The following is a 15,863-nucleotide window of genomic DNA, read 5'->3' on the forward strand; positions in this document are numbered from 1 at the left end:
AAAAACCTTATGGGCCCACTGGTAGGCCACTGACCCAGCAACCAAGTGACTCTATTTTTTGGCAACAATCTGTAGTATGATGATAGGCTAACGACGGTGTGGCCACAGAATGACTTTTAGATACATTTTCATCATTTTTTTATTTCTTAACTACTCTTTTTCAACGGATGCACAAGAGTTAAAAGGAAATGATTATCGTGTCGGATATTTTTCTAGCCCACCCTTGGTATTTTTAAACCCCGACACCAACCAAGCTGAAGGTCTGTTGGTCGATTTAATGAACCAAATGGCGCAAGACCATCAATTCAACATCACTTGGGTGCATGAAGAGTGGCCCACCTTGCTCGAATTGTCAAAAAAAGACCAAATTGACATGATCACTTCAGCTGGCTACAACGAAGATCGAGCGGGTTATTTAAACTTTTCCGAACAAAGCTTCATTACTGTTTGGGGGCAGGTGTTCCTCCCTTTGGACTCCGATATTGAAAATATTTTTGACCTAAGCAACAAAACCATCGCGGCCATGAAAGGTGACATCAATGCCATCAATCTACTTAATCAATGCCAACAATTCGAAGTCGACTGTCAAATTCAGGAAGTGAATTCTTACCCAGAAATATTTGAGTTAATCCAAAGCAAACAAGTGGATGGCGGCGTTTCAAACAACTTGGTCGGTATTGAATATGTTAAAAACACACAGATTCTTGGTAGCAGTGTGGTGTTTAACCCCTTCAAGGTCTTTGTCGCCATTCCCAAGGGGCATGAGCAGTCATTGCTGAACATTTACGACCAGTCCATTTCAAAATGGAAAGCCGACAAAAACTCACTCTATTATTCTGCGAGAATAAAGTGGCTCCAAGTGGAGGGTGATGAGATTTTTCCACCTTGGGTTTGGCCAATGCTGTTGGTTGTTGGCATCATTGCAATTTTGGCATTGGGATTTGCTACTCTTTTCAAAAAACAAGTTAATCTGAGGGTGCTGGAATTAACTGGGCGTGAAGAACAGTTACAACAAATCATCAACTTGGTTCCACATATCATCTACGTTGTTGACATCAATGGTGACATTCTTTTAGCCAATGAAACAGCCAGTCATTTCTTTGGACTGACCACCAAAGCCTTTGAGTCAATCAACAGTGAAAAATTAGTGACCACACACCCAGAGTATGAACCTTTTTTCAACAACCAAATTTTAATCAATCCCAGAAACTCCCAACCCATCCATAAAGAACTGACTACTGATGACTTCAGTGGTCAAGAACATGTTTTGTACCTGTCTAGAATGCCTTTCTTGGGCAGGCATGACGAGTCACCTGCCATACTTACAGTGGGTGTTGATATCACGGAAGCGAAAAAATTTGAAGAAAAAATCAAGTTTATGGCCCAACATGATGCACTGACAGACTTACCTAATCGCATACTGTTAAATGACAGGTTAAACCATTCTTTGGCACGTGCATCACAACATCACCATCACGGTGCCATTTTGTTTTTGGACATTGACAACTTCAAAACCATCAACGATTCACAAGGCCATCACATTGGCGACATGATGATTAAACAAATGGCCACTCGATTACAAAAAATTGTAGGTCAAGGGGATACCATAGCCAGACTGGGAGGAGATGAGTTTATTGTTGAGCTATCAGAGCTAGGAACAGACACAGAATCAGCGGAAAAGGAAGCCCTTTCTATTTGCGACCAAATATTATCATCTATAGCCGAAGCCTTTCACATCAAAGAACGAAAGTTTCACATCACCAGCAGCATAGGCATGGTGATTTACCCTCGTGACGGCACCAACCAAAATGTTTTGATTCAAAGGGCCGATACTGCCATGTATGAAGCCAAAGCCAATGGCGGTAATCGCGTGGTCACATTTCGAAATCGCCTTGAAAGGGCTGTCATCAAATCCCATGAGCTAGAAAACGAACTGAGGCGTGCACTGGAAAGGAATCAAATCCATTTGGTCTACCAGCCCATTATTGATTCAAATACAGGAGAAACTGCGGGTTCAGAGGCTTTAATGCGTTGGGACCACCCCAAAAAAGGGTCAATATTACCCAGTGACTTTATTCCCATTGCCGAGAAAACACACATTATTTTAGACCTTGGGTTTTGGGCATTGGAGCAAGCTTGCATACAAATCAGTGAATGGAAAAAACAGTCTAACAAACCATTTTTTGTTGCTGTTAACCTCTCCGTAATTCAAATCCGAGACGACCTCTTTTTGCCCAAAGTTTCTGAACTTATTCAGCGATATGATATCCCCAGAAATTTTTTAGAAATTGAAGTAACCGAATCTGTATTAATGAGAGAAACCAAACGATCCATCCGAATTTTAAAAGAATTGAAACAACTGGGTATCAGAATTTCTATTGATGACTTTGGCACAGGGTATTCTTCATTTAACTACATCAGGCAGTTACCCTTAGATAAAATAAAAATTGACCGTGCCTTTATTAAAGACATACCCCATGACAATAACAGCACCACCATTGTTAGAACCATATTAGGAATGGCCAAAGAAATGAACTTTGATGTGGTAGCTGAAGGAGTTGAAAACCAAGAGCAAGTCGATTTCTTAAAAAAAGAACAGTGCCATTTCTTTCAAGGGTTTTATTACGCCAAACCACAAAAGGTATCAGAGTTTGAAAAAAAAGCCCTGTTTTTATAATCCCACAATCAGCCGTTTACAGGGGGCGGCTGTTGACGTTCAAAGACCCAATTCAAACCTTCTGATAAGCTATCATCAAACTGATAACCATCGAAGCTGAGCCCCTTGATGTCATCGGGTGAGGTGACATTATTTTGTATAATGGCCCGCGCCATTTGGCCTCGCGCTTTTTTAGCATAAAAACCAATCACTCGTGTTTTACCGTCTTTGGTGTCTTTGAAGTTGATGGTCAATACTTGCGCTTTAAGGCCTTTTTTCTTAACGGCCTTAAAATATTCATTGGACGCTAAATTGATTACCCAATCATCACATTCTTTGTTGATGGTGTCTGTTATTTGATGACCCCAAAATTGATACAGGTTCTCGTATTTGTCATGCTGCAGCTTGGTTTTCATTTCAAGTCGATAAGCCTGAATTAAATCCAAAGGCCTTAAATAACCATACAATCCTGACAAAATTCGAATGTGCTTTTGTGCGATGGCCCAATCCATATCTGACCAAGTATCGGCATCCAAACCTGTATAAACATCACCTTTAAATGCCAATGCTGCCTGTTTGGCTTGCCCTAACATAAATGGCGTTTTAAAGGCTTGAAAACGGTCCACATTCAATTCAGCCAAATTTTCACTGACAGACATCAATTGTTGAACATCCGACACTTTGAGCTTTTTCAAGGTGGTCATCAACTGTTCAGAATGCGCTAAAAGCTGAGGATAAGAATGTGGTACATATGGATTTTGTTCGAAATCCTGCCCTTTTGATGGAGACAATAAAATAATCATGAATGTAATTCTTCAGTAATGTGTTTGATAACCGTGTAAATGCTTTGGCACAGATGTGAAACATCTTCGCCTGGCATGATATAAGGCGGCATCACATAAATCAAGTTAGAAAAAGGGCGAATCCAAACCCCTTGCTCCACAAAAGCAGCGACATAAGTGTCAGTATCCACGCGATCATGCATTTCTACCACACCTATGGCGCCTAAACTGCGAACTGTTTTTACAGCTGATAATGACAAGCATGCTTGCAGCTCATCAAACAATTGGTTTTCCAAATGCTTCACCTCAGCATGCCAGTCTTTATTAATTAACAAATCAATAGAAGCAGAAGCCACAGCACAAGCCAAAGGATTGGCCATAAATGTCGGGCCATGCATGAAGTTATTGTCCATGCCATGACCAATGTGCTCTTGACACAAAACAGCAGAGAGTGTCATATAACCACCCGTGATGGCTTTACCCAAACACAGAATATCGGGCACCACACCCGCATGTTGATAAGCGAACATTTCACCGGTGCGTCCAAAGCCTGTGGCAATTTCATCAAAAATCAACAACACACCATAGCGATCACACAAAGTACGCACTTGACGCAAATACTCTGGATGATAAAACCACATACCGCCCACACCTTGAACAATGGGCTCAAAAATAACCGCAATCAGTTCCTCATGGTGCTCAGTAATAGTTTGTTCAAATTCAAGCAAGTAATCATCTTGCCATTCTTCACCATATGCACAGATTGGCGCATCAACAAACAGGTGTTTGTTGATGAGCTTTGAAAACATGGTATGCATGCCATTGACTGGGTCACACACCGACATGGCACCAAATGTGTCACCGTGGTAGCCTTTGGTGAACGTCAGAAATCGTTTCTTTTTATTTTGGTTTTTGGCGTAACAGTATTGAGCTGCCATCTTCATTGCAGCTTCCACAGCAACCGAACCAGAGTCAGCAAAAAATACTTGATTCAAGGCATCATCATTCAATGCCAAGAGCTGCTTGCCCAATCGAATCGCTGGCTCATGGGTCAAACTACCAAACATCACATGTGACATTTGTGCCGCTTGATCTTGTAATGCTTGGTTCAATTCCGGTACATTGTAACCATGTATACAAGCCCACCAAGACGACATGCCATCAATCAACTCTCTACCATCCTCGAGCTTTAAGCGCACACCATCAGCTGACACCACAGGAAAAACCACCGCGGGATCAGAAAGGTTGGTATAAGGATGCCACAAGTGTTTTTTATCGAATGCTAAATCCATGTTACTTTTAAATCCAAATTGATTAATCTACAACTGATCGAATTAACTCAGAAGGAAAGCCACGCCTGTATAAAAAATTCTGACGCTTGGCTTTCTCTTTAAAGTCAGTCCAGGCTCGCCCTTTGTATTTTTTTTCATACACTTGGTGCACCAAAGCTTCAAAATCTATTTCGGCCTCATAAAGGGCCTCTTGTATCAAGCGACTGGCGACACCTTTTTGTTCTAACTCACGCTCAATACGCATTGGCCCATAACCTTTATTACTTCGAGAACGCCAGTAACTCTCTGCATAACGTGCATCACTGAGTAAGTTTTCTTTTTGCAACTCAGCTATCAACGCAAAAACCACCGCTTCAGGGTGGTTTTTGTTCAATAGCTTTTGTTGCAATTCATAAGCTGAATGCTCGCGCATCGCTAATGAACCAATGGCCGAAGCCCTGGCTTTAGACTCTGGGCTGTATTTCTGGTCAGCCTGCGACAGTTCCTTCATGCCATGCCTTATTCAGCTGCAACAACTTCTTCTTCGACATCTTCAGGTTTAGGTAATAATATGTCTCGAATCTTGGTTTCCAATTCTTGTGCATGTTCTGGGTTATCACGGAAGTACTGCTTGGCATTCTCTTTACCCTGTCCTATGCGAATTTCACCATAACTGTACCAAGCACCAGCTTTAGACACCAAGTTATGCGCCACACCAAAGTCAATCAACTCACCCAACAAGGAAATTCCTTGCCCATACAAAATTTCAAACTGGACTTGTTTGAACGGTGGTGCCATTTTATTTTTAACCACTTTAACGCGGGTGTCATTACCAATCACTTCATCACCTTTCTTGATCGCACCTATGCGGCGGATGTCCAAACGTACCGATGAATAGAATTTCAATGCATTACCACCTGTTGTGGTTTCAGGAGAACCAAACATCACACCAATTTTCATGCGAATCTGGTTAATAAAAATCACCATACAATTGGTGCGTTTGATGTTACCGGTTAATTTACGCAACGCCTGTGACATCAATCGTGCCTGTAGGCCCATATGGGAATCGCCCATGTCACCTTCAATCTCAGCTTTGGGCGTTAAAGCCGCAACTGAATCCACCACAATCATATCAACCGCATTAGAACGAACCAACATGTCACAAATTTCCAAAGCTTCTTCACCTGTGTCAGGCTGTGAAACCAACAAATCATCAATGTTAACACCCAATTTAGCAGCATAAGCCGGATCAAGCGCATGTTCAGCATCAATAAAAGCAGCCGTGCCACCTTTTTTCTGACATTCAGCAACAGCATGTAAAGTCAAAGTGGTTTTACCACTGGACTCAGGCCCATAAATTTCAACCACACGACCACGTGGTAATCCACCTATACCCAATGCCACATCCAAACCCAATGAACCTGTGGAATAAACATCCGTGGTTAATGCCTGGTTATCACCCATGCGCATCACCGAACCTTTACCGAATTGCTTTTCAATTTGTCCTAAAGCCGCTGCCAGGGCTTTCTTTTTGTTGTCATCCACTTTATTTTGCTCCACTAATTTGAGGTTGTTCATTTTCAAGCTCCGTATTATCGCACGTTATCAACCATGACAAAATTCAAAATGCTTTAAATGTTTGTCAATTTTCTCTACATGCTGCCAATGATATAGACAAACATTCTCAAAACATGAGAATTAAAATAATTAATGACATTAAGGTGCTGTGCATTTATAACAGCATCAAATCACAACTTTATACGAGGTTGTTTAGACGCTTGAAAGATTCTTTTAAAGTCTGATGCTTCACTGATATCAACAGGCAACCTTAACTTTCTGGCAATGTCACTGCTAGAAATGACGCCTCTGATTTGGTTCAAGGCATGGTCCACAACCAAACAATGCTGTAAACCTTGTGATTTTAACAGTTCCATCACCTCAGCAATAGTAGCCTCACATAAATCACTGTATTCAATGGCTTTTAATTTGGATTTGGGACGCATAAAATCCACCACTGTCATGTCAGAAGCTGCTTGTCCAAAGGCCTGCCTTTTGTTGATTTCTTGTTCGTTTAAATCATCGGTACTGACAACACCCAAAAACATCCCCGCGTCATCAACAACAAACTTCATCCTAACATGAGCCGCTTGCATCAAATTCAATGCCTCTCTGGCTCCCGCGATGTGACTTAAATCAAATGGGTGGTAGACATGAAAGTCTGTAAAAATTAACAGTGCAGAAGAATCAGTGGATATGGAGGTGTCATGTTCTGGGTTAGCCACTTCATTAATGTCAGTGACCGTCAACAATTTTAATTGTTTCATTTTAAACTCCCGAATGTTAATAAAAGTAAGGGAAAATCTTTTTGGTGCGTTTTTTGTATTGCTGGTAATCCTCTCCGAGGTCATGCTGCAATGACTTCTCTTCAAAATAGATACCAATAAAAATATAAATGCTCATACCAACAGCAAATACCAAATGTGTCACCGTCATCACGGGGATCGCCCAAAGGCTCATCAACAGGCCCAGCATCATGGGATGACGAATGGCTTGATAAAGCCACCTTTCAGAAAAGGGAATCGGTACATACGTCCGTTTCAAAAATGCCAGCCATACTTGACGCAACCCAAATAAATCAAAGTGATCAGTTAAAAATGTAGACAACAACACAAGTCCCCACCCCAAAAAGAAAATTGACCACATCAACCAAACCATGCCTTGGCCATCAAAGTGCCACAAAACACCTGGCATAGGCTGCCAAAACCACATCACCACGCCAAGCACCACAGCAGTAACCAAAACATAAACACTGCGCTCAATGGTTGGAGGAATAATTTTAGCGATTTTATCTTTAAACTTTTGCCTGGCCATCACACTGTGTTGAACGCCCCAAAATATAATCAAAAAAACATTGATCAACAGTGCTTCTATATCAAAATCTTTTGAAGTCAAGGACAAATGGTTTTGAACGTACTGCTCTGCCACAAAAGCAATGAAATAAATGAAAGCAAAAAAGAAAGCCAAATAACTGATTGAACCAAACAACAAATAAAACATAGACACCTCGTATCACAGCCCAGAACCGCTATGTCACTTTGATTTCTTGATTTATGTTGAGTGACTCAGCACACCAGGAATATTAATTGAGAACCTTAATTATTATAACAACCGTTGATTCTGACGGTCAAATGAAAGCCTGAATTTATATGAACAATGCATATATATGATTAATCGCTGTTTTTTGCTAAAATTTCGCCTTTGAATTTTAAAGCTTTATATGTCTAAGCAAGCCAAAAACGCCTCGCATACACCGATGATGCAGCAGTTCTTGAAAATCAAGGCAGATTATCCTGATATGTTGTTGTTTTATCGCATGGGCGACTTTTACGAGTTGTTCTTTGATGATGCCTTGCGTGCGGCCAAATTATTGGACATCAGCTTAACCCACCGTGGTAAATCCAACGGTGAACCGATTCCCATGTGTGGTGTGCCTTACCATGCAGCGGATAACTATTTAGCCAAACTGGTCAAAAAGGGTTTGTCTGTTGCCATCTGTGAACAGGTCGGTGACCCGGCCACCAGTAAAGGGCCTGTTGAACGCGCGGTGCAACGCATCTTAACGCCAGGGACGGTAACTGAAGAAGCGCTTATGGATGCCCACCATGAGAATTTATTGGTGGCAGTTCACAGCGCCAATCATTCAACTGAATCACACTATGGCCTTGCCTATTTGTCGTTAAGTAACGGTGCATTTACTGTACAGCAGATTGAAGACCGTGCCACCTTGGATGCCCAATTAGCACGCTTGGCACCCAGTGAAGTACTGATCAGCGAAAACGACGTCTTATTAACTCAATTAAGTCATTTACCTTGTGTTACCCGCCCTCCATGGGATTTTGATGCTGAATCGGCAAGCCATGCTTTGAAAAAACTGTACCAAGTGCATGACTTATCTGGTTTTGGAATCAATGGTGATGAAGTGTATTTACCGGCAGCCGGCGCTTTGTTGCAATACGTTCAGCACACGCAAAAAAGCAGCATACCGCACATCAAAGGTTTGCACATTGAATTGTTGGATGATTATTTACACATCGATGCCAATTCACGCAAAAATTTAGAAATTGATTACCACACCGATGGCTTGGACGAATTGACCCTGTGTGGCTTTTTAGACCAATGCGCCACCGCCATGGGTTCAAGAAAGCTGCGTCGCTGGGTTAAACAGCCACTGCGATGTCGCGAAACTTTGAGCAGCCGATTGAATGCCATTGAATCATTGATTGATGCGCATTTGTATGATGAAATTTTATTACAACTGAAAAGCATCTCCGATGTGGAACGTATCGTAACGCGCATTTCTCTGGCGACTGCAAGACCCCGTGACTTGGTTGCTTTGCGCGACTCTTTGATGTCAGTCCTTGAATTACAAAATACTGTTCAGGGTATTAAATCTAACCAATTAGACGAAATTAAGACAGACCTACAGCCCCACCCGCACTTGATTGAACTGTTACAAAAAGCCGTCAAAGACAATCCGCCTGTGGTGATTCGAGACGGTGGCGTCATCGCAGATGGATATGATGAAGAATTAGACGAACTGCGCCGCATCAGTACCGATGCAGGTCAGTACATGCTGGATTTTGAAACTCAGGAGCAAGAAGCCACTGGCATCAACGGCTTAAAAGTCGGCTACAACCGCGTACACGGTTATTTCATCGAAATTTCAAAATTGCATGCCGACAAAGCACCCGAACATTACATCCGACGGCAAACTTTGAAAGCCGTCGAACGCTACACCACGCCCGAATTAAAACAGTTTGAACAAAAAGTGCTGTCGAGCAAGGAAAAGTCCTTGGCCTATGAAAAGCAGCTTTATACCGACTTATTGGCCGCATTCAAACCCGACATTGTCAGCTTACAGGCTTGTGCAGATGCCATCAGTCAATTGGATTGTTTGTGTAACCTAGCTGAACGGGCGGTGACACAAAACTTTTGTAAGCCTAAATTAGTACAAAAAAACTGCATCAACATCATCCAAGGCCGCCACCCTGTGGTTGAGACCATTCAAGACACACCTTTTGAACCCAATGATTTGGTGCTCGATAAAAAGCGCAAAATGCTGATCATTACCGGCCCCAACATGGGCGGTAAATCGACCTATATGCGCCAATCGGCGATCATTGTATTGATGGCCTGTATTGGCAGTTATGTACCCGCACAATCTGCCGAAATTGGTGACATTGACCGCATTTTTACCCGCATTGGCGCGGGTGATGATTTGACCCGAGGCCGCTCTACTTTCATGGTTGAAATGTCTGAAACAGCGCACATCCTTCACAATGCAACCAATAAATCACTGGTCTTGATGGACGAAATTGGTCGCGGTACCAGCACCTTTGACGGCCTTTCATTGGCACATGCCTGTGCTTTACACTTGGCCAACCAGAATGATTCTTACTGTTTATTTGCCACACATTACTTTGAAATCACCGCCCTGGCTGATGAATTAAAAACTGTTGATAACGTACATTTGAATGCCGTTGAACACGGCGAAGGCATCGTCTTTCTGCATTCCGTTCAATCTGGCGCAGCCAACAAAAGCTATGGCTTACAAGTCGCCGCTTTGGCAGGCTTGCCAAGTTCTGCTTTGCAACAAGCCAAAAGTTATTTGCACCAATTAGAAAACAGTGAATCGAATAAGGCGCCGATTCAAGCCTCTTTATTTGAAGTGGCAGCGCCACCTGAATCTCAAGTTGAAAAGAAACTCAAAAGCATTTCAGCCGATGATTTGACACCCAGACAAGCACTTGATTTGGTATATCATTTAAGGCAATTGATTAAATAGTTCCACAAGAATTGGTTGCGCGTTAATTAATGCCAGTGATTGAATACGAATTATTTTATTTGAACTTGGGCACATTCAGCAAAAGCCTTGATCACATCTGACAAGACATGACTCCTGTTGATGTGATCATCTATACCAAGAAAGGCCAATGACTGACTGGGTTCTGCAAACCATTCATTGGCAGCCAGCAACCTGACCTTTTCATTTGTATGAATGTGAATGACACCACCTGACGTGCCGTAATGTTTTTCTGAAGTACCTAAGCTGTCGGATGACAAACGAGAACTGTGACCTATTTGAATCAACGACATATTAGACCAACTGATTCTGTAAGAGCTGTTTGGTTGCAGTGCACCTTTATAGTAAATGTCTTTTTGAATACCGTGTTTATCTACTATTAATTTTCTTCCGCACTCTCCACCTTGATCCAATAACCACCAAAAAGCACCCAACGATAACGACATAAAAACGGAAAAAATAGTCAACTCCCACACCATACTTCGCTCAAAGGTGACAATTTCTATCCAACCAAAAAAACCCAACAAAACTGCAAATACTGGCATTAGCAGTTTTTTATTCGGCGGCGGCTCTGAAAACCAGATAGATTCTTTATCAAATGCATGCATTAAAATCACTCTTGATTTGAGAAAAAAAACCGCAGCTTGCTGCTAGGCAAGTTGCGGTTCTCGCAAAAGTTCAAATGCGACGCCTGAGCCTAATTAACTCTAGGACGCTTAAAGCTTGAACTCGATTTTATAAATTCGACTCACATTGCTGTTGATACCCTGATTAGCTGGCGGGTCAAATTTGTATTTCTTTAATGATTGTATCGCTGGCGGACCAAAAACACGACCTTTTCTTGAATAATTTTCAGCTTTTGTATCAATCACATCTCCCTGAGGGTTAATTGTAACCAAAACATCCACCCAACCAGTCAAGCCCTGACGCGCTGCTGAACTTGGGTAATTCAAAGGTGCATTTTCAATAATCTTCCACTGGTACTCAGCAGCCTCAGCTGTAGCTTCAGGTTCTGGCTCAGGTTCTGGCTCAGGCTCAGGTTCTGGTTCTGGTTCTGGCTCAGGTTCTGGCTCAGGTTCTGGCTCAGGCTCTGGTTCTGGCTCAGGCTCAGGCTCTGGTTCTGGTTCTGGTTCAGGCTCAGGTTCTGGTTCTGGTTCTGGTTCTGGTTCAGGCTCAGGTTCTGGCTCTGGCTCTGGCTCTGGCTCTGGCTCTGGTTCTGGCTCTGGTTCTGGCTCAGGCTTTGGTTCTGGTTCTGGCTCAGGTTTTGACTCTGGCTCTGGTTCTGGCTCTGGCTTGAATCCAAAATCACTTCTGTCAATTTCAAGGTCTAAATCTTCTCTGAGGTCAGACTTAAAATCAGGCTTGGTTATAGAGGCAGGTTTGTCTTGTTTTTCAGGCAGACCAGAAGACCAACTCGGGCGGTTGGCTTCATCTTTTTGCGATTCTTTGTCCTCTTGCGCATGGGTCACAGTGGGTGACGCCAGCACCAAGGCAATCATCATTGGTAGGCTTTTATGGGTCATTATTTAACGCTTTTTAAATTTATATTTTCTAATTTATTAAGCTTATTGTAACAACCGCGTCACAGAATTCAATAAATATACTTGTGATATTGTTTATTTTGTGTTTATTTCACTGATTACCACTGCGGCTTTTCTTTGTTTAAAAAGGCATTCAGGCCTTTTTGACCTTCATCAGAAACCCTAACAGCAGCAATCACTTGCGTGGTATATTCATCTAACTTCTTTTGTTGAGGCAACGTTCTACCAACCACACTCATCACCAGCTTTTTACCAATTTCTTTTGCATATGGGCCAGTTGAATTTAACAATTTGACCTGTTTTGACACTTTTTCACCCAATTCAGCATCTGTACACAACTCTGACACCACACCCAAACGAAAAGCCGTATTGGCATCAAAAATTTCTGCCGTTTGGAAATATCGTCTGGCATGCCTTGTACCCATGGCATCAACGACATAAGGAGAAATAACCGCTGGCACCAAACCCAACTTGGCTTCTGTTAAACCAAATTTGGCATCCTCAGTAGCAACAACGATATCACAACAACAAACCAGCCCAACACCACCACCAAGCGCCAAGCCTTGTACTTTAGCAATTGTGGCTTTACTGTTAAAATTAATGGTACGCAATAACTTTGCCAAGCGTTCAGAGTCTGCCTTGTTTTCATCTTGCGTAGCAGAAACCATAGACTTCATCCAGTTAATGTCTGCCCCTGCTGAGAAAGATTGTCCTGCAGATTGCAAAATGATCACACGAACTTCTTTGTCATCATTTAAACCTTCAAAACAAGTGGTTAAATCTGCAATCATCACTTCATTGAACGCATTGTGTACGTCCGGTCTGTTCATGGTCACTGTGGCTACGCCAGCTGATTTTTCTAAAGTGATGGTTTCAAAGTTTTGCATGTTTCATCTCGTTAATTTGCTGAATCTAATTTAATCATGAAAGCCAATCAGCTTACATTCTGAAGACGCCATATTTCACATCACCGACATCCGCTTGGGTGCTGGCTTCTATGGCCAATGCCAAGACACGACGCGTGTCAGCAGGGTCAATCACACCATCATCCCACAAACGCGCTGTCGAATAATAGGGGTGACCCTGATCTTCATACTGGTCTTTAATGTGGTCAAAGAACTGCTGTTTTTCAGTTGAATCCCATTCAATGCCAGCTTTGTCCATACCGTCTTGTTTGACTGTGGTCAAAACCGATGCGGCCTGTTCACCACCCATGACTGAAATTCTGGCATTGGGCCACATCCACAAGAAGCGTCCACCATAGGCACGGCCATTCATGGCATAGTTTCCGGCACCAAATGAACCTCCAATAACCACGGTAAACTTCGGCACTTGGGCACAAGCAACAGCGGTCACCATTTTGGCGCCGTCTTTGGCTATGCCTGCATTTTCATATTTTTGACCGACCATAAAGCCGGTGATGTTTTGTAAAAACACCAAAGGAATTTTACGTTGGTTACACAACTCGACAAAATGTGCACCCTTCAAAGCAGACTCAGCGAATAAAATGCCGTTATTGGCAACGATGCCGACGGGATATCCATTGATGTGGGCAAAGCCACAAATCAAAGTGGTACCGTATTTTGCTTTGAATTCTTGGAATTCTGAGCCATCGACAATACGTGCAATGATTTCTTTCACATCATAAGGAATGCGCGTACTTTGAGGCACAATACCGTACAAGTCACTTTTTGGATACAAGGGTTCTTTCGGTTCTTTTTGTTTTAACCAGTCATGTGCTGGTCGATTCAAAAATTGCAGTGTGTTGCGTGCCATTTGCAAAGCATGCTCATCATTTTCTGCAAAATGATCAGTCACACCTGATTGGCTTGAATGCACTTCAGCGCCACCCAATGATTCAGCATCAACTTCCTCACCGGTTGCGGCTTTGACCAATGGTGGACCACCCAAGAAAATGGTGCCCTGTTCTTTGACAATAATGGCTTCATCACACATCGCTGGTACATACGCACCACCGGCTGTACATGAACCCATCACCACAGCAATTTGTGGAATATTTTTAGATGACAATTGCGCTTGGTTATAAAAAATACGACCAAAATGCTCTTTGTCTGGAAACACTTCATCTTGCAGTGGTAAAAATGCACCACCTGAGTCAACCAAATAAACACAAGGTAAATGGTTTTCTAAAGCAATTTCCTGCGCCCGCAAATGTTTTTTAACCGTCATTGGGAAATATGTTCCACCTTTGACCGTTGCATCATTGGCAACAACCATAACCGGTTGACCATGCACAGTACCAATACCGGCAACCACACCTGCAGCAGGGGCTGCATCTTTGTACATACCATGGGCCGCCATAGGCGCGATTTCTAAAAAGGCGCTACCAGGATCCAATAGCAATTGTATGCGATCACGGACCAATAATTTTCCGCGACCGGTGTGTCTTTGGCGTGATTTTTCAGAGCCACCCAAGGCTGTTTTTTTCAACTCACCTTTTAATTCATCCACCAAACGGCGCATGAATTCATGGTTTTCACTGAATTGCGAAGATGCCGAATCTATGGCCGTTTTGATGATTTTCATGATTACACCAGTTCAATAGCAATGGCAGTGGCCTCACCGCCACCGATACACAAAGAGGCCACACCGCGTTTTAATCCACGCTGTTTCAAGGCATAAATCAAACTGACCAAAATGCGGTTACCAGAAGCACCAATCGGATGGCCCAAAGCAGTCGCACCACCGTGTACATTCACTTTATCATGATCAATGTTCATGTCTTCCATGGCAGCCATAGTGACCACAGCGAAGGCTTCATTAATTTCCCATAAATCCACATCTTCAACTGTCCAATTGATTTTCTCAAGTAGCTGCTGCATCGCACCCACTGGTGCCGTTGTGAACCATTCTGGTGCATGTGCATATTGATGATGACCGACAATTTTCGCCAGTGGCTTCAAGCCTTTTTCGTTGACATAGCTTTCAGATGCCAATAAGGTCATCGAAGCACCGTCAGAAATTTTTGATGCATTGGCAGCCGTTACCGTACCGCCATCACGACGAAAAGCCGGACGCAACTTTGGAATTTTATCTAAGTTACAAGTCGGTGGCTCTTGATCTTTTGAAACCGCAACAACATCACGTCTGTTTTTAACGTCAACGGTTGTGATTTCTTCATCAAAAGCGCCGGATTCAATCGCCGCCATCGCACGTTTAACCGATGTGGCTGAAAAGTCATCCTGGGCTTCACGGCTGAAGGTGTATTTGTCAGCACAACTTTCAGCAAAAACGCCCATCATGTTACCGTCGTATGGATTCTGTAAGCCATCGAAAAACATGTGATCTAACATTTGTGCATGGCCCATACGATAACCGCCACGGGCTTTGGGTAAGACATAAGGTGCCATGGTCATTGATTCCATACCGCCTGCCAATACCACTTGAGCTGACCCTGCTTTGATCGCATCATGAGCCATCATCACCGTTTTCATGCCTGAACCACACACTTTATTGATGGTGGTGCAACGAACAGACTGAGGTAAGTCGGCCCCTAAAACAGCTTGTCTGGCTGGCGCTTGGCCTACACCTGCAGGCAAAACACAACCAATCAACGCTTCTTCAACATCAGCGCCTTCAATACCCGCTTGAGCCACTGTGGCCTTAATCGCAGCTGCGCCTAATTGTGGCGAAGGCGTGTTGGCAAATTGACCTTGGAATGAGCCAATCGCTGTGCGTTTGGCAGCGACAATGTAAATGTTTTCACTCATGTTTGTTCTCTCAAATAAT

The 15,863-nt window shown here is 42.9% G+C and carries 13 protein-coding genes; 2 read left to right on the forward strand and 11 right to left on the reverse strand.

Going from position 1 to position 15,863, the window contains the following annotated elements:
* The first annotated feature begins 109 nt into the window (after positions 1-109).
* Positions 110-2,677, forward strand: coding sequence for an EAL domain-containing protein (locus FET73_RS09170; protein WP_154223643.1), 2,568 nt, complete (start codon positions 110-112; stop codon positions 2,675-2,677).
* An 8-nt stretch (positions 2,678-2,685) separates the two neighbouring features.
* Here the strand turns inward: FET73_RS09170 and yaaA are convergent, their stop codons facing one another.
* The 6 genes from yaaA to FET73_RS09200 all read right to left on the reverse strand — a co-directional run bounded on the left by yaaA (position 2,686) and on the right by FET73_RS09200 (position 7,766).
* Positions 2,686-3,459 (reverse strand): peroxide stress protein YaaA, encoded by a 774-nt coding sequence (yaaA, locus tag FET73_RS09175; protein ID WP_154223644.1) that lies wholly within the window; start codon positions 3,457-3,459, stop codon positions 2,686-2,688.
* Positions 3,456-4,730 (reverse strand): adenosylmethionine--8-amino-7-oxononanoate transaminase, encoded by a 1,275-nt coding sequence (bioA, locus tag FET73_RS09180; RefSeq protein ID WP_154223645.1) that lies wholly within the window; start codon positions 4,728-4,730, stop codon positions 3,456-3,458. Before bioA ends, yaaA begins: the two co-directional genes overlap by 4 nt.
* 22 nt (positions 4,731-4,752) lie before the next feature.
* Positions 4,753-5,220, reverse strand: coding sequence for a regulatory protein RecX (locus tag FET73_RS09185; RefSeq protein WP_154223646.1), 468 nt, complete (start codon positions 5,218-5,220; stop codon positions 4,753-4,755).
* A gap of 8 nt (positions 5,221-5,228) precedes the next feature.
* Positions 5,229-6,287 carry a recombinase RecA gene (recA, locus tag FET73_RS09190; RefSeq protein ID WP_154223647.1) on the reverse strand — a complete coding sequence of 353 codons (1,059 nt, stop codon included), beginning with the start codon at positions 6,285-6,287 and terminating at the stop codon, positions 5,229-5,231.
* A gap of 170 nt (positions 6,288-6,457) precedes the next feature.
* Positions 6,458-7,033 (reverse strand): CBS domain-containing protein, encoded by a 576-nt coding sequence (locus FET73_RS09195; RefSeq protein ID WP_179952205.1) that lies wholly within the window; start codon positions 7,031-7,033, stop codon positions 6,458-6,460.
* 16 nt (positions 7,034-7,049) lie between these two features.
* Positions 7,050-7,766: a methyltransferase family protein gene (locus FET73_RS09200; protein WP_154223649.1), complete on the reverse strand. Its 717-nt coding sequence runs from the start codon at positions 7,764-7,766 to the stop codon at positions 7,050-7,052.
* A 220-nt stretch (positions 7,767-7,986) separates the two neighbouring features.
* On the opposite strand from FET73_RS09200, the gene mutS reads away from it, so the two are divergent.
* Entirely contained in the window at positions 7,987-10,554 is a 2,568-nt protein-coding gene (gene mutS, locus FET73_RS09205) for a DNA mismatch repair protein MutS (protein WP_154223650.1), read from the forward strand.
* Positions 10,555-10,604: 50 nt separating this feature from the next.
* Here mutS and FET73_RS09210 read toward each other — a convergent pair whose 3' ends face one another.
* From FET73_RS09210 to FET73_RS09230, 5 genes are all read right to left on the reverse strand, one after another.
* On the reverse strand, positions 10,605-11,180 hold the full coding sequence (locus tag FET73_RS09210; protein ID WP_154223651.1) for a hypothetical protein: 576 nt from the start codon (positions 11,178-11,180) through the stop codon (positions 10,605-10,607).
* 108 nt (positions 11,181-11,288) lie between these two features.
* Positions 11,289-12,095 (reverse strand): TonB family protein, encoded by an 807-nt coding sequence (locus tag FET73_RS09215; RefSeq protein WP_154223652.1) that lies wholly within the window; start codon positions 12,093-12,095, stop codon positions 11,289-11,291.
* Between the two features lie 116 nt (positions 12,096-12,211).
* Complete coding sequence (locus tag FET73_RS09220) at positions 12,212-13,000, reverse strand: enoyl-CoA hydratase-related protein (protein WP_154223653.1); 789 nt, start codon at positions 12,998-13,000, stop codon at positions 12,212-12,214.
* 52 nt (positions 13,001-13,052) lie between these two features.
* A complete protein-coding gene (locus FET73_RS09225; protein WP_154223654.1) occupies positions 13,053-14,660 on the reverse strand; it encodes a carboxyl transferase domain-containing protein in 1,608 nt (535 codons plus the stop codon).
* Positions 14,661-14,662: 2 nt separating this feature from the next.
* Complete coding sequence (locus FET73_RS09230) at positions 14,663-15,844, reverse strand: thiolase family protein (RefSeq protein ID WP_154223655.1); 1,182 nt, start codon at positions 15,842-15,844, stop codon at positions 14,663-14,665.
* Positions 15,845-15,863: the final 19 nt, after the last annotated feature.

The organism is Marinicella rhabdoformis (genome assembly GCF_009671245.1).
GTDB lineage: Bacteria > Pseudomonadota > Gammaproteobacteria > Xanthomonadales > Marinicellaceae > Marinicella > Marinicella rhabdoformis.